Here is a 21,005-nt window from a genome sequence, read left to right as displayed (position 1 = left end):
TCGAGGGAAGCCGAGAGGTTTCCCGCCAGGGATGGAGGCAGCCGTACGGGTCATCGACGGCACGTATGGTTACGCGCGGGAACGGCGGAGAATAAAGAACGATGTCGGACGTCACTATCAAACAACTGGCACAGGTCCTGGAAATGCCAGTCGAGAAGCTCCTTGGGCAGCTCGACCAGGCCGGGATGAAATTCAACAACGCGGATCAGGTGATCAGCAGCACCGAGAAGGTGAAGCTGCTCGGTTTCCTGCGCCGCACGCATGGCAAGAACGAGCCGGCTCCGGAAGCGGACGACTCGGCGCCGCGCCAGATCACCCTGAAGCGCCGCACGGTCGGCGAGCTGAAGGTGAACTCGGGCTCGGGCCGTGGCGCCGGTCCGGCCAAGACGGTCAACGTCGAGGTCCGCGCCAAGCGCACCTACGTCAAGCGCAGTGCGATCGCGGAAGACGCGTCCCACGATCCGGAACGCGAGGAGGCCACGCGCAAGCTGGCCGAGTCGCAGGCCCAGCGCGAGCACGAAGAGGCCCAGCGCCACGAGGAAGCCGAGCGTCGCCGCGAGGCCGAAGAGGCACGCGTGCAGGCCGAGGCCGAAGCCCGTCGCCAGGAAGAGGCCGCCGCCGAGGCGCGCCGCCAGGCGGAAGCCGCCGCGGCGGAACAGGCCCGTGCCGAACAGGCGCGCGCCGAGGCTTCGGCTGCCGTCGACACCGAGGCGCCGGCGACCCCGGCCGCCACGGCTCCCGCGGCCGGCGACGATGGCGTGGGCCATCAGACGGCCAAGCTCGACACGCGCTCGCTGGGCATGATCCTGCCGCGCATCCACGAGCCGCGTAAGCGCGAGCGCGTGGTCTCCAAGCCTGCGCCACCCCCGGCTCCCGCGCCGGCACCCGCTCCCGCCCCGGCGGCAGCGGCGCGTCCGGCCGGCCCGTCCGCGGCCCGTCCGGCGCCGACCTCGACGGCCGCGCCGTCGGGCGATCGTGGCGCCGCGCGTCCGAAGCACGGCGGTGGCGGTGCGGGTAACGGCGGTCGTGGCGAGCGCGAGCCGGGCGGCAAGCGATTCGCCGCCGGCGAGCTGCACCTGTCCGACGCCGATCGCGCGCGTCGCTCCAGCGGCGGCAACCGTCGCGGTGGCGGCAAGGTGCGCGGTCGTGCCGAAGTCCCGCGTGGCGGTTCCGCGCCGACGGGTCCGCACGGCTTCACGCGTCCCACCGCCGCGGTGGTGCGCGACGTCGTGATCGGCGACAACAACCTCGTCGCCGACCTCGCGCAGAAGATGGCCGTGAAGGGTGCCGAGGTGGTCAAGGCGCTGTTCAAGATGGGCGTCATGGCGACCATCAACCAGACGATCGACCACGACACGGCCGCGCTCGTCGTCGAGGAGCTGGGCCACAACCCGGTCCGCGCCACGGACAACGACGCCGAAGCCGCGCTGGCCTCGCACACCCAGAGCGTTGAGCTCGACGGCGAGAAGGTCACGCGTCCGCCGGTCGTCACGATCATGGGTCATGTCGACCACGGCAAGACCTCGCTGCTCGACTACATCCGCCGTACCAAGGTGGCGTCGGGCGAGGCGGGTGGCATCACGCAGCACATCGGCGCGTACCACGTCGAAACCAGCCGTGGCGTCATCACGTTCCTCGATACGCCGGGCCATGCCGCGTTCACGTCGATGCGTGCGCGTGGCGCGCAGTCCACGGACATCGTGGTGCTCGTGGTCGCCGCCGACGACGGCGTCATGCCGCAGACGCAGGAAGCCGTGAAGCACGCGCGCGCCGCCAAGGTGCCGCTGATCGTCGCGCTCAACAAGATGGACAAGTCCGACGCCAACCCGGACAACGTGAAGCAGGGCCTCGCCAACCTGGAAGTCATTCCGGAAGAGTGGGGCGGCGACACGCCGTTCGTGCCGCTCTCGGCGAAGACCGGCGACGGTGTCGACGCGCTGCTCGACGCGATCTCGATCCAGGCCGAGATCATGGAACTCAAGGCGGTGGCCGACGGCCGCGCCTCGGGTGTCGTGATCGAATCGAGCCTCGACCGCGGTCGTGGTCCGGTGGCCACGGTGCTGGTGCAGCAGGGCACGCTGAAGAAGGGCGACTTCGTCGTCTGCGGTGTCGAATACGGCCGCATGCGCGCGCTCGTCGACGAAACCGGCAAGCAGGTCAACGAAGCCGGTCCGTCGATCCCCGTGCAGGTGCTCGGTCTGTCGGGCGTGCCGGAGTCGGGTGACGACTTCGTCGCCGTGAAGGATGAGCGCCTGGCCCGCGAAGTCGCGGCCGAGCGTCAGCTGAAGCGTCGCGAGAACCGGCTGGTGTCGAAGTCCAACCGTCTGGAAGACATCATGGCCCAGATGGGCCAGGGCGAAGGCCAGCAGACCCTCAACATCCTGGTCAAGGCCGATGTGCAGGGTTCGGTCGAAGCGCTGCGCGACTCGCTCACCCAGATCGGCAACGACCTGGTGAAGGTGAACGTCATCTCGTCCGGCGTGGGCGGCATCACGGAGTCGGAAGCGACGCTGGCGGCTGCCTCGAAGGCGCTGATCATCGGCTTCAACGTCCGTGCCGACGCCTCGGCGCGCAAGGTGATCGATACGAACGGCCTCGATGTCCGTTACTTCTCGATCATCTACGACGTCATCGACCAGGTGAAGCAGGCGGCCTCGGGCCTCCTGGGCGTGGAGATCCGCGAAGAGATCATCGGTATCGCGCAGGTTCGCGACGTGTTCCGTTCGTCGAAGTTCGGCGCGGTCGCGGGTTGCATGGTCACCGAAGGTTTCGTCAAGCGCTCCAAGCCGATCCGCGTGCTGCGCGACAACGTCGTGGTGTTCCAGGGCGAGCTGGAATCGCTCCGCCGCTTCAAGGAGCTGGTGGACGAGGTCCGCAACGGCATGGAATGCGGTATCGCCGTGAAGCAGTACAACGACGTGAAGGTCGGCGACCAGATCGAGTGCTTCGAGCGCATCGAAGTGGCCCGCACGTTGTAAGAAAAGCGGAGATGGGGGGTGGGAAATGGGGGCGCATGGATGCGTCGTGAGCGGTACCGGTAGCGCCGCGGGGCGTATCCGGCTCCCTCAGGCGCACGTACATGCGCCCCCACTTCCCATCTCCCATCTCCTTCTTGGCCTCAGGCCAATGGTTCCCGGAGTGCCCTCCCCATGCCTTCCCGCGATTTCAAGCGCACCGACCGCGTGTCCGCCGAGCTCCGCCGCGAAATCGGCCTGCTCGTCCACGCCGCCGTGCGCGACCACGCGCTGCCCTCGGTCAGCGTGTCCGACGTCGAGGTCACCAAGGATCTCGACTGGGCCACCGTGTGGGTCACCACGTTGATGCCCGAACGGTCCGCCGAGGCCGTCAAGGCCCTGAAAGAGCTCGCCCCCGAATTCCGCCGGACGCTGTCGCGGTCGATGCGCCTGCGTCGCGTGCCCGAGCTGAAGTTCAAGTACGACGAGTCGGTCGACACCGGCGAGCGCATCGAGCGCCTGCTGCGCGAGAACCCCGTGCCGCCGGCGGATGCCGACGAAACCTGATCGCCATCCTTCGCGCATGAATCGCCGCTCGTTCCGCGACATCCACGGCATCCTCCTCCTCGACAAGCCGCTCGGTCTCAGCTCCAACCAGGCGTTGCAGACGGCGCGCCGGCTCGTCGGAGCGGCCAAGGGCGGCCACACCGGCAGCCTCGACCCGCTGGCCACGGGCCTGCTTCCCCTCTGCTTCGGCGAGGCGACCAAGATCGCCGGCTGGCTGCTGGGCTCGCGGAAGGCGTACGAGGCCGAGGTGAAGCTGGGCCAGACGACGACCACGGCCGATCTCGAGGGCGAGGTCGTCGAAACGCGTCCCGTGCCCGAGCTCGACGACGCGGCGATCGACGCCGCGCTGGCGCCGCTGCGCGGCCGCATCGTCCAGGTTCCGCCCGCCTATTCGGCCATCAAACAGGACGGTGTTCCTCTGTATGTCCGCGCCCGCCGCGGCGAGGCGGTGGACGTCCCCTCCCGCGAGGTCGACGTCTACCGGCTCGACGTGATCGGGCGGACGGGCGACACCGTCCGCCTCCATGTCGAATGCGGTTCGGGCACCTACGTCCGGAGCCTGGCGGTCGATTTCGGCGCGAACCTGGGCTGCGGTGCCCACCTGACCGGCCTGCGCCGGCTCTGGGTCGACCCGTTCCTGGCGCCCGCCATGGTGACGCTCGACCAGCTCCGCGAGGCGGCCGAGGCGGGCCCGGACCCGCTCGACGCCTGCCTGCTGCCCGTCGAGGCGGGGCTGGCGCATATCCCCCGGGTGGATCTCGACCCCGAACAGACGCGCGTGCTCGGTTTCGGCCAGCCCGTGCCGCTGGGCCCGGGTACATCGTCGGGGCGTTGCGGCGTCCGCGGCGCCGACGGGCGCCTGATGGCCCTGGGCGAGGTGGGCGGGGACGGTATCCTCCGGGTCCTGCGCGGGTTCAACCTGCCGCCCGTCTGACCGGGCTTGTTGCCGCTACGCGCAGGACGTTACAATTACGTGCTCGTTTAACGGCTTTCATCAAAAGCGAGGCTTGCGCAACTTCATCGGCAGTCGTTGAGGTTGCGCAAGTCTCGCATCCGCTTTTTAAGGAATCGATACACATGTCGCTCACCGTCGAACAGACCAGCCAGATCATCAAGGACTTCGGTCGCAAGGAAAACGACACCGGCTCGACCGAAGTCCAGGTCGCGCTGCTGTCCGCGAACATCACCGCGCTGCAGGATCACTTCCAGGCGCACAAGCAGGACCACCACTCGCGTCGCGGTCTGCTGAAGATGGTCAACAAGCGCAAGACGCTGCTGGCCTACCTCAAGAAGAGCGACCTCGCTCGCTACCAGTCCCTGATCGAACGCCTCGGCCTGCGCCGCTAAACCACCGGAACAGGACGAGGAGACATCGAAGTGGCGAAAGTAACCAAGTCATTCCAGTACGGTAGTCATGAAGTCACACTGGAGACGGGCGAAATCGCCCGGCAGGCCTCCGGTGCCGTCATGGTCAGCATGGGCGGCACGGTCGTCCTGGTGACGGTCGTCGCCGCGCCGAAGGCGCGCGAAGGCCAGGACTTCTTCCCGCTCACGGTCGACTACATGGAGAAGTTCTACTCCGCGGGTCGCATCCCGGGTGGCTTCTTCAAGCGTGAAGGCCGCCCGACCGAGAAGGAGACGCTGACCTCGCGCCTCATCGATCGTCCGCTCCGTCCGCTGTTCCCGGAAGAGTTCCGCAACGAGATCCAGGTCATCGCGCAGGTCGTGTCGCTGAACCCGGAAGTCGACGGTGACATCCCGGCGCTGATCGGCGCCTCGGCCGCCATGACGCTCGCCGGCGTCCCGTTCAAGGGTCCGATCGGCGCTGCCCGCGTCGGTTACGCCAACGGTCAGTACATCCTGAACCCGACCGCCACCCAGCTGAAGACCTCGGACCTCGACCTCGTCGTCGCCGGCACCTCCAGCGCCGTGATGATGGTCGAGTCGGAAGCCAAGCTGCTCAGCGAGGACGTCATGCTCGGCGCGGTGGTCTTCGGCCACCAGCAGATGCAGGCCGCGATCTCCACGATCAACGCGTTCGTCGCCGAAGCCGGCGCGAAGACGTTCAAGTGGGAAGCTCCGGCTCCGAAGACCGCGTTGTACGACGCCGTCAAGGCGGCCGTCGGCACGCGTTTCGCCGAAGCCTTCCAGATCCGCGACAAGCTCGCCCGCCGCGACGTCATCAGCGCGCTGAAGTCGGACGTCAAGACCGCGATCGCCGCCGACGCCGAAGCCAACGGCTGGACCGATGGCGACATCGGTGCCGCCTTCGGCGAAGTGGAATACCGCACGCTGCGCGACGGCGTCCTGTCGACCAAGGTCCGCATCGACGGCCGCCAGCTCGACGACGTCCGCCCGATCTCGGTGCGCGTCGGCGTCCTGCCGCGCACGCACGGCTCGGCGCTGTTCACGCGCGGCGAGACGCAGGCCCTCGTGGTCGCCACGCTTGGCACCACGCGCGACTCGCAGATCATCGACGCGCCGGAAGGCGAGTGGAAGGACACGTTCCTGTTCCACTACAACTTCCCTCCGTTCTCGGTCGGTGAAACCGGTCGCGTCGGTAGCCCGAAGCGTCGCGAGATCGGCCATGGCCGCCTCGCCAAGCGCGGCGTGCAGGCCGTCAAGCCGACGATCGAAGAGTTCCCGTACGTCGTCCGCGTCGTCTCGGAAATCACCGAGTCGAACGGCTCGTCGTCGATGGCCTCGGTCTGCGGTTCGTCGCTGGCCATGATGGACGCGGGCGTTCCGCTGAAGTCGCCGGTCGCCGGTATCGCCATGGGCCTCGTGAAGGAAGGCAACGACTTCGTCGTGCTCTCCGACATCCTGGGTGACGAAGATCACCTCGGCGACATGGACTTCAAGGTGGCCGGTACCGCCGATGGCGTGTCCGCGCTGCAGATGGACATCAAGGTCGACGGCATCACCGAAGAGATCATGCGCACGGCGCTGGCCCAGGCCAAGCGCGGTCGCCTGCACATCCTCGGCGAGATGGCGAAGGTGATCAGCACGGCCCGTTCGGAAATGAGCGAGTTCGCGCCGCGCCTGCTGACGATCAAGATCCACCCGGACAAGATCCGCGAAGTGATCGGCAAGGGTGGCGCCACCATCCGTTCGATCACGGAAGAGACCGGCACCACGATCGACATCACGGACGACGGCAACGTCGTCATCGCCTCGGTCAACCGCGAAGCCGCCGAAGCCGCGCGCAAGCGCATCGAGCAGATCGTTTCGGACGTCGAGCCGGGCCGCATCTACGAGGGCAAGGTCGCCAAGCTGATGGACTTCGGCGCGTTCGTCACGATCATGCCGGGCAAGGACGGCCTCGTTCACGTCTCGCAGATCTCCAGCGAGCGCGTGGAGAAGGTCTCCGACAAGCTGAAGGAAGGCGATATCGTCAAGGTGAAGGTGCTGGAAGTCGACAAGCAGGGCCGCATCCGCCTGTCGATGAAGGCCGTCACCGAGGAAGAAAGCGCCGCGGGCTGATCCATCGCCTGCATTGCGATAAAGAACCCGGCATCGCGAGATGCCGGGTTTTTTTATGCGCTGATGCCCTTCGGACGGGAGCCGATCGCATCGGCGAGCCCGCGGCAGCGGGCCCGGAGCCGGTGTCGCGCCGCCGCTCGCCGGTGTCGCGCCGCCGCTCGGAAGCCGCCGCCTCGGCGCATCGGTCCCCCTCGCGGTACGATGCGCACATGTCCGATAAACCCCACGATTTCATCGATCAGTACCAGGCCTGGGTCCGCGAAGGCGTCGAGGCGTGGTCGCGGCAGTTCGACCCGAAAGCCTCGCCGGCGGAAGCGATGCCTTCCGCCGACATCATGGGCCGGCTCTTCGCCGGCCTCGGCGGCTACGGCGACTGGATGCGTTCCTACGCAGGCGGCGAGGCGCCCTCGGGTCCGTTCGCCGGCATGCCGTCGTTCGGGCAGGGTGGCCCCGGCATGCCACCGTTCGGCTACGGGCCGCTACCTGGCGCCGCCCCGCACGAGCAGCAGCGCTTCGATGAGTGGGCCCGGGTCGCCAACGAAGCCCTGTCGCTGCCAGCCTTCGGCCTGACACGCGAGCAGCAGGAGGAACAGCAGGCCCTGCTGCGCGCCTGGATCGATTACGCCGGTCACTACCAGCGCTACCAGGCGCTCCTGCAGGGCGTTCATGAGCGCGCCAACGCGGCGCTGCGCGAGCAGGGGCCGCCGTCCGACGCCGACTCGATGCGCTCGGTGTACGACCGCTGGGTGAACCTCGCCGAGGAAAGCTACGCCGAGGCGGCGCTCTCCGCCGAGTTCCGCGAGGTCTACGCCGCGCTGGTCAACGCGCAGATGCATCTGAAGATGCTCCAGCAGCGGCAGGTGGAGCGCGCGGCGACCCAGGCGGGGATGCCCACCCGTAAGGAAGTGGACAGCCTCGGGGAGCGCCTGCAGGCCGTGCGTCGCGAGCTCCGGCACATGCAGGGGCTGAAGGCGGAAGTGGAGGCGCTCCGCGCCCAGGTCGCGACACTCACGGGGACGAAGGCATCGAAGACCGCGAAAGCCTCGAAAGCCTCGAAATCCGCGAAGCCTTCCGGCCCAGCGAAGGGCCGCGGCCGATGACCACGCATCCGTTCCCGTTCGATCCGCAGCGTGCGCAGGCGGAGATGGAGGCGTTCCGGCGCAAGCTGGAGTCCGGCATGGAAACGCTCAAGCGCGTGGGTCCGATCGAGCTCGGCACCACGCCGCGCGAAGTGGTGTACACCGAGGACAAGCTCACGCTCTGGCACTTCAGGGGCGACACGCCGCCGACCGCGAAGGCGCCGCTGCTGATCTGCTACGCGCTGGTCAACACGCCGTGGATGGTGGACCTGCAGGAAGACCGTTCGATGGTGCGCAACCTGCTCGCGCAGGGGGAAGACGTGTACCTGGTCGACTGGGGTTATCCGGATGGGGCCGATCGCTGGCTCACGCTCCAGGATTACATCGATGGGTACCTCGACCGCTGTGTCGACGCGATCCGCGAACGGCACGACGGCGAAGCGGTGAACCTGCTGGGCATCTGCCAGGGCGGCGTGTTCTCCCTTTGCTACACGGCGCTGCATCCGGACAAGGTACGCAACCTCGTGACGATGGTGACGCCGGTCGATTTCCACACGCCGGACAACATGCTTTCGCACTGGGCGCGCAACGTCGACATCGACCTTTTCGTCGACACCGTGGGCAACGTGCCCGCCGATGTCATGAACTTCGCATACCTCACGCTGAAGCCCGTGCGCCTGAACCAGCAGAAGTACATCGGCCTCGTCGATATCCTCGACAATCCGAAGGAGCTGGAGAACTTCCTGCGCATGGAGAAGTGGATCTTCGATTCGCCCGACCAGGCGGGTGAAGCGTTCCGCGAATTCGCGCGCGATTTCTTCCAGAAGAACCAGCTCATGAAGGGCGAGGTGCGCATCGGCGGTCGCCGCGTCGACCTGAAACGCATCGAGCAGCCCGTGCTGAACATCTACGCGGAACAGGACCACCTCGTGCCGCCCGCCGCCTCCACGCCGCTCGGCGATCTGGTCGGCAGCGACGATTACACGGCGCTGCCGTTCCAGGGTGGCCACATCGGCATCTACGTGTCCGGCCGCGCGCAGAAACTCGTGCCCCCCGCCATCCACGCGTGGCTGGCGGAGCGCTGAACCGCCGTCCCTGGTAGCCGTTCGCAGGGATGGCTCTCGAAGGATGGGAGCCGATCGCATCGGCGAACCGCCGCGCCTGCGGCGGCCGGCATGCGATAATCGGTCGATGAACACCCTCGACTCCCACGACTCCATCCGCGCCGTGCAATGGCACGGCGACCGCCTGCGCCTGCTCGACCAGCGCCGTCTTCCGGCCGAGGAAATCTGGTTCGACTGCACCACCGCCGACGACGTCACGCGCGCCATCCGCGACCTCGCGGTGCGCGGTGCGCCGGCGATCGGCATCGCGGCGGCATGGGGCGTCGTGCTGGCCGCGCAGGCAGGCGTCGACCTGCCGACGGCCATGGCCACGCTGCGCGCCGCGCGCCCCACGGCGGTGAACCTGATGTGGGCGCTCGATCGCATGAACGCGCGGGTGCTCCAGGGCGCGGATGCCGCGGCGCTCGAGCGCGAAGCGCAGGCGATCCAGGACGAGGACCTCGCCGCCAATCGCCACATGGGCGAACTCGGCGCGGCGCTCATCAAGCCCGGCTCGCACGTTCTCACGCACTGCAATACCGGCTCGCTCGCCACCGCCGGTTACGGCACCGCGCTCGGCGTGATCCGCGCCGGCGTCGCCATGGGGCACATCGAGCAGGTCTTCGCCGGCGAGACGCGTCCCTGGCAGCAGGGCGCGCGCCTGACGATGTGGGAACTGGTGCGCGATGGCATCCCCGCCCGCCTCATCGCCGATTCCGCCGCCTCGCACCTCATGAAGGACGGCAAGGTGAAGTGGGTGATCGTGGGCGCCGACCGCATCGCGGCCAACGGCGACACCGCGAACAAGATCGGCACCTACCAGCTCGCGATCGCCGCGCGCCATCACGGCGTGAAGTTCATGGTCGTCGCGCCGTCGACCACCGTGGACATGGCGACGGCCGACGGTGCCGACATCGAGATCGAGCTGCGCGACGCGACGGAGCTGCTCTCGGTCGGCGGCACGCGCACGGTGATCGAAGGCGCCGAGGCCTGGAACCCCGTGTTCGACGTGACGCCGGCGGAGCTGATCGACGCGATCGTGACCGAGCGTGGCGTGATCCTGAAGCCCGACGAAGAACAGATGCGGATCATGTTCCCGTGATCCACCTGCGCCGCGAGGTCGCGCTGTTCGCGATCGGCGGCGTGCTCGGCCTCTGCGTGGACGCCGGCATCGCGCAGGCACTGGTGGGACTGGCGGGATGGAACGTGTACACGGCGCGCGTCGTCTCCTTCCTCAGCGCGGCGACCGTCACCTGGTGGTGGAACCGGACGCACACCTTCGCGCACCGCGATTCGGGGCGTGGCAGACACGCCGAGTGGCTGCACTGGATGGGCCTGATGGCGCTCGGCGCGGTGGTCAACAACGGCGTCTACGTGCTCGCGTTCAGGGCGTGTCCGGAGCTGCACACGTGGCCCGCGGTGGCCGTCGCCGCCGGTTCCGCGGCCGGCTCGATCGCCAATTTCGCGCTCGCCCGCGCGGTGCTCTTCAGGGCGCCCAAAAGCTCGTCGTAAACCGCTGTTTTTACAGCCTTTTTAGCTGTCATTTCCACGCGCGTTGTGCTACCATCGACGGGTTGAGTCGGTGGTGCGGCGCGAAGCGCGGACACCTAGCCGGCGGGGGCACTCACGCAACATCCAGGAAGCCGATTGATGGCAGAACTCGCCAAAGAAGTCATCCGCGTCAACATCGAAGACGAGATGCGCCAGAGCTATCTCGATTACGCGATGAGCGTCATCGTGGGGCGTGCGCTCCCCGATGTGCGCGACGGACTCAAGCCCGTGCATCGCCGCGTGTTGTTCGCGATGAACGAACTGAGCAACGCCTGGAACAAACCGTACAAGAAGTCGGCCCGCGTGGTCGGTGACGTGATCGGTAAGTACCATCCGCATGGCGACGCTTCGGTCTACGACACGATCGTCCGCATGGCGCAGCCGTTCTCGCTGCGCTACATGCTCGTCGACGGCCAGGGCAACTTCGGTTCGGTCGATGGCGACAACGCGGCGGCCATGCGATACACCGAGGTGCGCATGGCGCGCCTCACGCACGAGCTGATGGCGGACATCGACAAGGAAACCGTCGACTTCGGCCCCAACTACGACGAAAGCGAGCACGAGCCGCTGGTCCTGCCGACCCGCGTGCCCAACCTGCTCGTCAACGGTTCGGCCGGCATCGCCGTCGGCATGGCGACGAACATCCCGCCGCACAACATGACCGAGGTCGTCAACGCCACGCTCGCGCTCATCGAAGAGCCGTCGCTGGGCATCGATGAACTCATGACCCACATCCCGGGTCCGGACTTCCCGACGGCCGGCATCATCAACGGCTCGTCCGGCATCGTCGAGGCGTACCGCACCGGTCGCGGCCGCATCCTCGTGCGTGCGCGCACCGAGATCGAAACGGAAGCCAACGGCCGCGAGACGATCATCGTCCACGAGCTGCCGTACCAGGTGAACAAGGCGCGCCTGATCGAGAAGATCGCCGAGCTGGTCAAGGAAAAGAAGCTCGAGGGCATCAGCGAGCTGCGCGACGAGTCCGACAAGGACGGCATGCGCGTGGTCATCGAGATCCGTCGCGACGCGATGGCCGACGTCGTGCTGAACAACCTGTTCCAGCAGACGCAGCTGCAGGTCACGTTCGGCATCAACATGGTCGCGCTGCTCGACGGCCAGCCGAAGCTGCTGAACCTCAAGGACATCCTCGAGGCGTTCATCCGCCACCGCCGCGAAGTCGTCACCCGCCGCACCATCTTCGAACTGCGCAAGGCCCGCCAGCGCGCCCACATCCTCGAAGGTCTCACGGTCGCGCTCGCCAACATCGACGAGATGATCGAGCTGATCCGCACGTCCGCCTCGTCGGCCGAAGCGCGCGAGCGCATGGTCGCGCGTCGCTGGGAGCCGGGCATGGTCCGGGCGCTGCTCGCCGCCACCGGCGCGGCGTCGTCGCGTCCGGAGGACATGGATCCGCGCGACGGCCTGCGCGATGACGGCTACCAGCTCTCCGAAGCCCAGGCGACCGAAATCCTGCAGATGCGCCTGCACCGCCTCACGGGGCTGGAGCAGGAGAAGCTCTCCGACGAGTATCGCGAGATCCTCGACACGATCCGCGGCCTGATCGAGATCCTCGAGAACCCGGCCCGCCTGCTCGAAGTCATCCGCGAGGAGCTGGAGCAGATCCGCACGGATTACGGCGACGAGCGTCGCACCGAGATCCAGCATTCGCAGGAAGACCTCAACGTCCTCGACCTGATCGCGCCGGAAGACGTCGTGGTCACGCTCTCGCACACGGGTTACATCAAGCGCCAGCCGGCCAGCCTCTACCGCGCGCAGCGTCGTGGCGGCAAGGGTCGTTCGGCCTCGGCGCTGAAGGACGAAGACGTCGTGCAGCAGCTGTGGGTGGTCAACACCCACGACACGCTGCTCACCTTCACCAGCACCGGCCGCGTCTACTGGCTCAAGGTGTACCAGATGCCGGAAGCCGGTCCCGGCGCGCGCGGCAAGCCCATCGTCAACCTGCTGCCGCTGGGTGAGGGCGAGAAGGTGCAGGCGTTGCTGCCGGTGCGGGATTACGACCCGAGCTGCTTCGTGTTCTTCGCCACCCGCAACGGCACGGTGAAGAAGACGCCGTTGACCGAGTTCGCGTTCCAGCTGCAGAAGGGCAAGGCCGCGATCAACCTCGACGAGGGCGACGCGCTGGTCGATGTCGCGATGACGGACGGCGAGAGCGACGTCCTGCTGTTCGCCTCGAACGGCAAGTCGGTGCGTTTCGACGAAGGCAGCGTGCGCTCGATGGGCCGTACCGCGACGGGTGTGCGCGGCATGCGCCTCGCTGACGACGCCGAAGTGGTGTCGCTGATCGTGGCGGCGGGTGAGGGCGATATCCTGACGGCGACCGAGCGTGGCTACGGCAAGCGCACGGCGCTCGAGGAGTTCCCGAAGAAGGGCCGCGGCACGCAGGGCGTCATCGCCATCCAGTGCTCGGAGCGCAACGGTAACCTGGTCGCCGCGACGCAGGTCACGGAAGCCCAGCAGCTCATGCTGATCTCCGACCAGGGAACGCTGGTGCGCACGCGCGTGTCGGAAGTCTCGCAGCTCAGCCGCAATACGCAGGGCGTCACGCTGATCAAGCTGCCGAAGGAAGAGAAGCTGATCGGAGTCGTGCGCCTCGAGGCCGAGGAAGAGATCGAAGGCGAGGGCGAAACGCCGGAAGGCGAGGCCGCTGCCGACATGCCGCCGATCGAAAGCGGCCCGGTGGACGGCGGCGACAACGCCGAAGCGTAAATAGAAAAAGCCGCCGAAAGGCGGCTTTTTCTTGGCCTGTAGGAGCGGACCTGGCCGCGACAGCTTTTTGCGATCCGATGGCAGGCCTGATGCTCATCGCGAAAGGCTGTCGCGGCCAGGTCCGCTCCTACGGGGATCCGCGGGTCACGCGTCGATCGCTTCCAGCATCGCCTCGGCGGACGACACGCGGAACTCGCCCGGTGCTTCGATGTTCAGCACCTTCACCACGCCGTCCACGATGTACATCGCGAAGCGCTTGGCGCGAATGCCCATGCCGTTCTTGGTGCCGTCGAGTTCGAGGCCCAGCGCGCGGACGAACGCGGCATTGCCGTCGGCCAGCATGTGCAGCTTCGGCGGGATGCCGCGGTCCTTGCCCCAGGCGTCCATGACGAAGGCGTCGTTGACCGACAGGCAGAACACCTTCACGTCGCGCGATTCGAAATCCGCCATGTGCTCGATGTAGCCCGGCAGGTGCTTGTTGGAGCACGTCGGCGTGAAGGCGCCCGGGACGGCGAACACCACGACCTTGCCCTCGCCGAGCAGGTCGAGGGTGGAGTGGGTCACGATGCCGTCCTTGAAGGTGGCAACGGTGGCTTCGGGGATGCGGTCGCCGACGGCAATCGTCATGGTTCGTTCCTGCGATGGGGAAAGCCCCGAGTGTAAGCGAAGGGGCGCCGGCTGAAGCGAAGACAACCGCGCCGGCGGGGCACTTGAATCGCGGATCGCCGGTCATATGTTTGTTTCCAGACGGCCGAGGGGCCGGAAAACTTCTTGGGAGTCAAACAGATGAACCAGCTTCGTCAGGTTTCGTTCCGTCGCGCGCCGGTGTTCGGCGGCGACGTGCGCAACGTCTTCGAGACCTTCTTCGGCAGCGATATCGCCGCCCCGACGGCGAGCGCCAGCGCCTGGGCGCCGCGCGTCGACATTCGCGAGGAAGACGGCCGTTTCCTGATCCTGGCCGACGTGCCGGGCGTGGACCTCGCGGACATCGAGATCCAGATGGACAAGAACGTGCTCAGCATCAAGGGTGAGCGCAAGGCGTACGCCAGCGAGGCCGAGGGCAAGTTCAGCCGCGTCGAGCGCGCGGCCGGTGCGTTCAAGCGCAGCTTCACGCTGCCCGAGAGCGCCGACGCCGAGGGCATCACCGCGTCCGGTGGCAACGGGGTGCTCGAAATCGCGATTCCGAAGAAGGCCCAGAGCGCGCCTCGTCGCATCGCGATCAACACCGCGGGCTAAAACGGCCTAAGCTTAGGTGTCCGGCCCGCGGTGGATCCGTCCACCGCGGGCATTTCGTATTTTTGGCAGGTCGACACAAGCGCGGGAGAGCCTGTGGAGTTCAAGGATTACTACGAGACACTAGGGGTCAAGCCCGAAGCGACCGACGCCGAGATCAAGGCGGCGTACCGCAAGCTTGCCCGCAAGTACCACCCCGACAAGAACAAGGAGCCGGGGGCCGAAGAGAAGTTCAAGGCCATCAACGAGGCGAACGAGGCCCTGAAGGATCCGGAAAAGCGTCGGCAGTACGACCAGTTCCGCGCGGGTGGCTACCGGCAGGGCGAGCAGTTCCGGCCGCCTCCGGGCTGGGGACAGCAGGGCGGCGGGTTCGACTTCGGCGACATGGGTGGCCGCGGTGCCGGCGACTTCAGCGATTTCTTCGAAAGCCTGTTCGGCGGCGGCCGTGGGCGCGGCCAGCAGGCGCAGGCGCGCCGCGGCCGGGACATCCAGGCCCGGATCGAGACCGACCTGCAGACCGCGTACAACGGCGGCAAGACGCGTGTGGTGCTGAACGACTCGTCGGGTGGCGAGCGGGTGCTGGAGGTGAAGATTCCGGCCGGCATCACGTCGGGCCAGACGATCCGGCTGGGTGGCCAGGGCCATCCGGGCACCGGCGGCGGCCCCTCGGGCGACCTGCTGCTGGAAATCGCCATCCGCGACGACAGCCGGTTCCGTCTCGACGGACGCACCGTGACGCATGTGCTGCCGATCACGCCGTGGGAAGCGGCGCTCGGTGCGACCGTCCCGGTGCCCACGCTCGGCGGGCACGTGGACCTGCGCATTCCCGCGGGCTCGCAGTCAGGACGCAAGCTGCGCCTGAAGGGGCGTGGCCTGCCCGGTTCGGAGCCGGGCGACCAGATCGTCGTGCTGGAGATCCGCGTGCCCGTGCCGGAAACGCACGAGGAGCAGGCGGCCTACGCGGAATTCAAGGATGCCTTCGCGGGTTTCGATCCGCGGCGGGGGTGAGGCTTACCGCCGGACGGACCGCTTGCCGGGGATCTGTAGGAGCGCGCCCTGCGCGCGACAGCTTTTGGGCCGGACGCTGAGGTCCTGAGCTATTTCGCGAAGAGCTGTCGCGCGCAGGGCGCGCTCCTACGGCGGACGGCCGTGCTCCTGTACCACCGTCCATTCTTCAGCCCGGCAGGTGTTCCTTCAGCGCCGCGACCAGTTCCTCTTCCTTGATCGGCTTGACGACGTAAGCCTTCGCGCCCTGGCGCAGACCCCACACCTTGTCGGTGTCCTGGTCCTTCGTGGTCACCAGGATGATGGGGATGTGCTTCGTCGTTTCTTCCTTGCTGATGGTGCGCGTGGCCTGGAAGCCGTTGAGGTTCGGCATCACGACGTCCATCAGGATCAGGTCGGGGACTTCGCGCTTCGCGACCTCGACACCCTGCGCGCCGTCTTCGGCGGTGATGGCCTCGTGGCCCAGCTTTTCGACGATGCGCTTGATACCCAGCAGCTGCGACGGCGAGTCGTCGACGATCAGGATGCGAGCCATTCACTTTCCCCCGGGTCGGTGCCCGATGTGTTCTTTGAAGACGCCTGCCGTCCCGGCAGGTGTCGCGGATCCGCGGTGACGAAAAAATGTCGCGCGTGGCGCCCTTGGCGAGCGGCCATTCTACCGGCCACCGCGCCCGTATCAATGGTGCGGCAACACAAACGTGCTCAGGCAGGTATCAGGAAGCGATCCGGACGAGCGTGCGACCGAAGGATCCTCCCTCGAGCATCGCACCGAAGACGCCTGCCACGTCTTCAAGTGCCACTTCCTTCGTGCAGATGGTGTCGAGGTGGCGTGGCTTCCACTCCGAGGAGAGGCGCTTCCACACCTCGTCCCGAACGTCCCGGGCGGTGCCGGCCGAGGCGATGCCGAGCACGCTGACGCCGCGGATGATGAAGGGCATGACCGTCGTTTCGAGCGCCGGACTGCCGGCGAGGCCGCAGATGGCGGCATTGCCGTACGGCGCGATCGCCGGCAGGAAACCGGCGAGCGTCGCTCCGCCGACATTGTCGAGCAGCCCGCCGTAACGGGCGGATTCCATGGGCTTGCCGCTGAAGGCGAGCTGGTGACGGTCGACGCAGGTGGTGGCTCCTATGCCGCGCAGGAAGTCGAAGCGATCGGGCTTGCCGCTGATCGCATGGACCTCGTATCCGGCGCCGCTGAAGATGTCGATGCCCAGCATGCCGACGCCGCCCGTGGCGCCGGTGATGGCGATCGGTCCCAGGGAAGGTGTCTGGCGGTTCTCGGTCATGCGTAGAAGCGCGAGGGCGGCCGTGAAGCCGGCGGTGCCGATGATCATCGCCTCGCGGGTGGTGAGCGTGGCGGGCAGGGCGACCGTCCAGGCGGCGGGCAGGCGCACGTATTCGCCGTAGCCGCCGTCGAGCGTTTCCGAGAGACCGCTGCCCGTGGCGAGCACCTTGTCGCCCTCCCGGAAGGCGGGATCGGACGACGCGACCACCGAGCCGGCGACGTCGATGCCGCCGTTCAGGGGGTACGTGCGCAGGATCTTGCCCTTGCCGGTGCCGGCGAGGGCGTCCTTGTAATTCACCGACGACCATTCCGCGCGGACCAGCACCTCGCCTGGCGAGAGGCTGTCGGTGTCCATGGTTTCGATGCCGGCGCGGTGGCCGGCGCCGTCCTGGTGGATACGGAACGCTCGGAACGATGTCATGGGTGTCTCCCTGGGCGGCTCGATCAGCCGATGCTATCGACAGAGGTCGGAGTGATCCACTTCGGGACATACGTGGACTCGTAGCCGCGCATCCACGCGAAGAGCGCGTCGATGCCATCGCCGAACCACACCTGGTCGCGCTGCACCGCCTTGACGAAGCCCTCGGACACCATGTGGTCCATGGTGGCGGCGAGGCTGCGGTAGAAGCCCCGTACGTCGAGGAACGCGCAGGGATAGGCGTGCAGGCCAAGCTGCGCCCAGGTCAGCATCTCGAACATCTCGTCCATCGTGCCGAAGCCGCCCGGCAGGGCGACGAACGCGTCGGACAGCTCGTACATGCGCGTCTTGCGCTGGTGCATCGTCTCGACGACGTGCAGTTCGGTGAGCCCCGTATGCGCGACTTCCTTCTCGACGAGCTGGCGCGGAATCACGCCGATGACGCGGCCGCCGCCCGCGATGACGGCATCGGCCACGGTGCCCATGAGGCCAACCTTGCCGCCGCCGTAGACCAGCGCGATGCCTTCCTGCGCCATGCGCGTGCCGAAGGCCCAGGCGGCCTCGGTGTATTCGGGGTGCGCGCCGCTGCTGGAGCCGCAGTAGACGCAGAGGGATTTTATTTCACGCATGCCGATGTCTCCCGATGTGTTTACCCGACCGCACGCCCGGCCAGCCGCATCGCCGATACGATCGGCTCCCACCCCTCCGGTAGCAGCCTTCCTACCGAAGGGTGGGAGCCGATCGTATCGGCGATCTCGTGGCCGCGAGTGCGATCGGGTAAAAACACCCGCCTCGAAACGACAAAGCCCGCCCATGCGACCAGCATGAGCGGGCTTCGTTCGTGGCTTGCGATCAGTTGCCCTTGTGGATGGCGCGCTTGTCGACCGACAGGGCGGCCTCGTGCACGACTTCCGAGAGCGCCGGGTGGGCGTGGACGATGCGGGCGAGGTCTTCCGACGAGCCCTTGAACTCCATCGCCACGACGCACTCGTGGATCAGCTCGGACACCGCCGGGCCGACCATGTGCACGCCCAGGATGCGGTCGGTTTCGGCGTGGGCGATCATCTTCACCTGGCCGATGCCCTCGTTCATCGCCACGGCGCGGCCGTTGGCGGCGAACGGGAAGGCGCCCGTCCTGTACGGGATGCCTTCTTCCTTGAGCTGCTCTTCGGTCTTGCCGACCCAGGCGATTTCCGGCTCGGTGTAGATGACCCACGGCACGGTATCCAGGTTGACGTGACCCGGCTTGCCGGCGATCAGCTCGGCTACCATCACGCCTTCCTCGGAGCCCTTGTGCGCGAGCATCGGGCCACGCACCGCGTCGCCGATCGCCCAGACGCCTTCGACGCCGGTGTGGTTGTGCTCGTCGACCACGATGCGGCCACGCTCGTCGAACTTTACGCCGGTGTCGTCGGCCAGCAGGCCGGCGGTGTAGGCGCGACGGCCCACGGCGACCAGCAGCTTGTCGACGACGAGGGTCTGCGCGTTGCCGTCCTTGTCGGTGTAGCCGACGTGGACTTCGTCGCCCTTGACCTCGGCCGACGTGACCTTGGCGTTGACCTTGATGTCGAGGCCCTGCTTCGCGAACTCGCGGGCGGCCATCTTGGCGATGTCCTGGTCGGCGACCTGCAGGAACTTCGGCAGGGCTTCGAGCACGGTGGTCTCGGCGCCGAGGCGCTTCCACACGCTGCCGAGTTCCAGGCCGATCACGCCGGCGCCGATCACGCCCAGACGCTTCGGCACCTCGGCCAGATCCAGCGCGCCGGCGTTGTCGATGATGTGCTTGCCGTCGAACTTCGCGAACGGCAGCTCGATGGGCACCGAGCCGGACGCGAGGATGACGTTGGTGGCCGAGAGGGTCTGGACGCTGCCGTCGTTGCCCGTGACTTCGACCTGGTTGCCCTTGAGCAGCTTGCCCTTGCCGAAGAACGAGGTGATCTTGTTCGCCTTGAACAGCATCGTCACGCCGCCGGTGAACTGCTTGACGATCTTGTCCTTGCGGCCGATGAAGGTGCCGATGTCGATCTTCGCGTTCTCGGCGGTGATGCCGTGATCCTTGAAGTTGTGCGTCAGGTTGTGGAACTGCTTCGAGGAATCGAGCAGCGCCTTGGACGGGATGCAACCGACGTTGAGGCAGGTGCCGCCCAGGGCGGCCTTGCCGTCCTTGCCGACGAAGGCGTCGACCACGGCGGTCTTCAGGCCCAGCTGCGCGGCGCGGATCGCGGCCACATAGCCCGCGGGGCCGGCACCGATGACGATGACGTCGAACTTGTCGCTCATTGCTTAGCTCCGGATATCACTGCGGTATTGCCTACCGCCCATATATGGGGTCTGGACATGAAAACGGGAGTCTCGCGACTCCCGCCTTCACATGTGGGTTCAGCCGGCCATTACAGGCCCAGCAGCATCCGCTGCGGGTTTTCGAGCTGGTTCTTGATGTCGACCAGGAACAGCACGGCGTCGCGGCCGTCGATGATCCGGTGGTCGTACGACAGGGCGATGTACATCATCGGCGCGGCGACGATCTGGCCGTTCTCGACGACCGGGCGCTCCTTGATCGTGTGCATGCCGAGGATGGCGCTCTGCGGCGGGTTCACGATCGGGGTGGAGAGCAGCGAGCCGAAGGTGCCGCCATTGGTGATGGTGAAGGTGCCGCCCTGGAGGTCGTCCAGGCCGAGCTTGCCGTCACGGGCCTTCTTGGCGTAACCGATGATGCCCTTCTCGACGTCGGCGAACGACATGTCCTGGACGTCGCGCAGCACCGGCGTGACGAGGCCCTTGTCGGTCGACACGGCGATCGAGATGTCCTGGTAGCCGTGGTAGATGATGTCGCTGCCGTCCACCGAGGCGTTGATCACCGGGTAACGCTTCAGCGCCTCGGTGGCCGCCTTGACGAAGAAGCTCATGAAGCCGAGCTTCACGCCGTTCGCCTTCTCGAACTGCTCCCCCAGCGACTTGCGCAGCTTGACGACCTCGGCGAGGTTCACTTCGTTGAACGAGGTGAGCATCGCGATCGAGTTCTTCGACTGCATCAGGCGCTCGGCGATGCGGGTGCGGATGCGGGTCATCGGCACGCGCTCTTCCGGGCGCGAACCCGGCGTCGGCTTCGCGGCCGGCGCGGCGGCTGCCGTCGGGGCGGCGGCGCCACCCTTGCCGGCGTTGACCAGGTCTTCCTTGGTCACGCGACCGTCGCGGCCGGTGCCGGCGACCGTGGACGGGTCGATGTTCTCTTCCACCGCGACGCGGCGGCCGGCCGGCGAGAGCTCGTCGACGCCCTTCGGCTCGGCGGCTTCGGTCTTCGCGGCCTTCGGCGCCTCGGCGGCGGCGGGCGCGGCGGCCGGGGCGGGCGCGGCAGCGGCGGCGCCTTCCTCGATCACGGCGATCACCTGGCTGCTGGTGACCGTGGCGCCTTCCTCGAACTTGATTTCCTTCAGCACGCCGTCGACCGGCGCCGGCACTTCGAGAACGACCTTGTCGGTCTCGAGGTCGAGGAGGTTTTCATCGCGCTTGACCGCGTCGCCGGCTTTCTTGTGCCAGGTGGCGATGAGCGCGTCGGAGACCGACTCGGGCAGGACCGGGACTTTGACTTCGATGGACATG

At 67.3% G+C, this 21,005-nt stretch carries 18 protein-coding genes; 12 read left to right on the top strand and 6 right to left on the bottom strand.

Going from position 1 to position 21,005, the window contains the following annotated elements:
- The first annotated feature begins 101 nt into the window (after nt 1-101).
- The 10 genes from infB to gyrA all read left to right on the top strand — a co-directional run bounded on the left by infB (nt 102) and on the right by gyrA (nt 13,464).
- Nucleotides 102-2,978: a translation initiation factor IF-2 gene (gene infB, locus BMY69_RS09745; RefSeq protein ID WP_090177600.1), complete on the top strand. Its 2,877-nt coding sequence runs from the start codon at nt 102-104 to the stop codon at nt 2,976-2,978.
- 171 nt (nt 2,979-3,149) lie between these two features.
- Nucleotides 3,150-3,521: a 30S ribosome-binding factor RbfA gene (gene rbfA, locus BMY69_RS09740; RefSeq protein WP_090054139.1), complete on the top strand. Its 372-nt coding sequence runs from the start codon at nt 3,150-3,152 to the stop codon at nt 3,519-3,521.
- 16 nt (nt 3,522-3,537) lie between these two features.
- On the top strand, nt 3,538-4,455 hold the full coding sequence (gene truB / locus BMY69_RS09735) for a tRNA pseudouridine(55) synthase TruB (protein ID WP_090177597.1): 918 nt from the start codon (nt 3,538-3,540) through the stop codon (nt 4,453-4,455).
- A gap of 143 nt (nt 4,456-4,598) precedes the next feature.
- On the top strand, nt 4,599-4,868 hold the full coding sequence (gene rpsO, locus BMY69_RS09730) for a 30S ribosomal protein S15 (protein WP_090054134.1): 270 nt from the start codon (nt 4,599-4,601) through the stop codon (nt 4,866-4,868).
- Between the two features lie 30 nt (nt 4,869-4,898).
- Complete coding sequence (pnp, locus tag BMY69_RS09725) at nt 4,899-7,004, top strand: polyribonucleotide nucleotidyltransferase (RefSeq protein ID WP_090054132.1); 2,106 nt, start codon at nt 4,899-4,901, stop codon at nt 7,002-7,004.
- Between the two features lie 209 nt (nt 7,005-7,213).
- The gene (locus tag BMY69_RS09720; protein ID WP_090177594.1) at nt 7,214-8,104 is read left to right on the top strand and encodes a poly(R)-hydroxyalkanoic acid synthase subunit PhaE; all 891 of its coding nucleotides are present in this window, start codon (nt 7,214-7,216) and stop codon (nt 8,102-8,104) included.
- Nucleotides 8,101-9,168, top strand: a complete 1,068-nt coding sequence (locus BMY69_RS09715; RefSeq protein WP_090177592.1) for a class III poly(R)-hydroxyalkanoic acid synthase subunit PhaC — start codon at nt 8,101-8,103, stop codon at nt 9,166-9,168. The genes BMY69_RS09720 and BMY69_RS09715 overlap by 4 nt, the downstream gene beginning before the upstream one ends.
- 106 nt (nt 9,169-9,274) lie before the next feature.
- Nucleotides 9,275-10,288: an S-methyl-5-thioribose-1-phosphate isomerase gene (mtnA, locus tag BMY69_RS09710; RefSeq protein WP_090178420.1), complete on the top strand. Its 1,014-nt coding sequence runs from the start codon at nt 9,275-9,277 to the stop codon at nt 10,286-10,288.
- Nucleotides 10,285-10,698, top strand: a complete 414-nt coding sequence (locus tag BMY69_RS09705; protein WP_255364519.1) for a GtrA family protein — start codon at nt 10,285-10,287, stop codon at nt 10,696-10,698. Before mtnA ends, BMY69_RS09705 begins: the two co-directional genes overlap by 4 nt.
- A gap of 138 nt (nt 10,699-10,836) precedes the next feature.
- Nucleotides 10,837-13,464 carry a DNA gyrase subunit A gene (gene gyrA / locus BMY69_RS09700; protein WP_090177590.1) on the top strand — a complete coding sequence of 876 codons (2,628 nt, stop codon included), beginning with the start codon at nt 10,837-10,839 and terminating at the stop codon, nt 13,462-13,464.
- Nucleotides 13,465-13,608: 144 nt separating this feature from the next.
- On the opposite strand, the gene BMY69_RS09695 is transcribed toward gyrA, so the two are convergent.
- Nucleotides 13,609-14,091 carry a peroxiredoxin gene (locus BMY69_RS09695; protein ID WP_090054123.1) on the bottom strand — a complete coding sequence of 161 codons (483 nt, stop codon included), beginning with the start codon at nt 14,089-14,091 and terminating at the stop codon, nt 13,609-13,611.
- Nucleotides 14,092-14,250: 159 nt separating this feature from the next.
- Between BMY69_RS09695 and BMY69_RS09690 the strand changes: the two genes are divergently transcribed.
- Together BMY69_RS09690 and BMY69_RS09685 are read left to right on the top strand one after the other, a co-directional pair.
- Nucleotides 14,251-14,700 carry an Hsp20/alpha crystallin family protein gene (locus BMY69_RS09690; RefSeq protein WP_090054121.1) on the top strand — a complete coding sequence of 150 codons (450 nt, stop codon included), beginning with the start codon at nt 14,251-14,253 and terminating at the stop codon, nt 14,698-14,700.
- A 93-nt stretch (nt 14,701-14,793) separates the two neighbouring features.
- On the top strand, nt 14,794-15,705 hold the full coding sequence (locus BMY69_RS09685) for a DnaJ C-terminal domain-containing protein (RefSeq protein ID WP_090177588.1): 912 nt from the start codon (nt 14,794-14,796) through the stop codon (nt 15,703-15,705).
- Nucleotides 15,706-15,871: 166 nt separating this feature from the next.
- Here the strand turns inward: BMY69_RS09685 and pilH are convergent, their stop codons facing one another.
- The 5 genes from pilH to odhB all read right to left on the bottom strand — a co-directional run bounded on the left by pilH (nt 15,872) and on the right by odhB (nt 21,004).
- Complete coding sequence (pilH, locus tag BMY69_RS09680; RefSeq protein ID WP_090054116.1) at nt 15,872-16,237, bottom strand: twitching motility response regulator PilH; 366 nt, start codon at nt 16,235-16,237, stop codon at nt 15,872-15,874.
- A 178-nt stretch (nt 16,238-16,415) separates the two neighbouring features.
- The gene (locus BMY69_RS09675; protein WP_090177586.1) at nt 16,416-17,408 is read right to left on the bottom strand and encodes an acrylyl-CoA reductase family protein; all 993 of its coding nucleotides are present in this window, start codon (nt 17,406-17,408) and stop codon (nt 16,416-16,418) included.
- Nucleotides 17,409-17,431: 23 nt separating this feature from the next.
- Entirely contained in the window at nt 17,432-18,034 is a 603-nt protein-coding gene (locus BMY69_RS09670) for an LOG family protein (protein WP_090177581.1), read from the bottom strand.
- Between the two features lie 223 nt (nt 18,035-18,257).
- Nucleotides 18,258-19,685, bottom strand: a complete 1,428-nt coding sequence (gene lpdA, locus BMY69_RS09665; RefSeq protein ID WP_090177580.1) for a dihydrolipoyl dehydrogenase — start codon at nt 19,683-19,685, stop codon at nt 18,258-18,260.
- Between the two features lie 110 nt (nt 19,686-19,795).
- Nucleotides 19,796-21,004: a 2-oxoglutarate dehydrogenase complex dihydrolipoyllysine-residue succinyltransferase gene (gene odhB, locus BMY69_RS09660; RefSeq protein WP_090177577.1), complete on the bottom strand. Its 1,209-nt coding sequence runs from the start codon at nt 21,002-21,004 to the stop codon at nt 19,796-19,798.
- Nucleotide 21,005: the final 1 nt, after the last annotated feature.

Origin of the sequence: Luteibacter sp. UNC138MFCol5.1, from assembly GCF_900110505.1 — a bacterium.
Lineage (GTDB): Bacteria > Pseudomonadota > Gammaproteobacteria > Xanthomonadales > Rhodanobacteraceae > Luteibacter.
The sequence above is the reverse complement of the archived record's forward strand: the minus strand, read 5'-3'. Positions and strand labels throughout refer to the sequence as shown.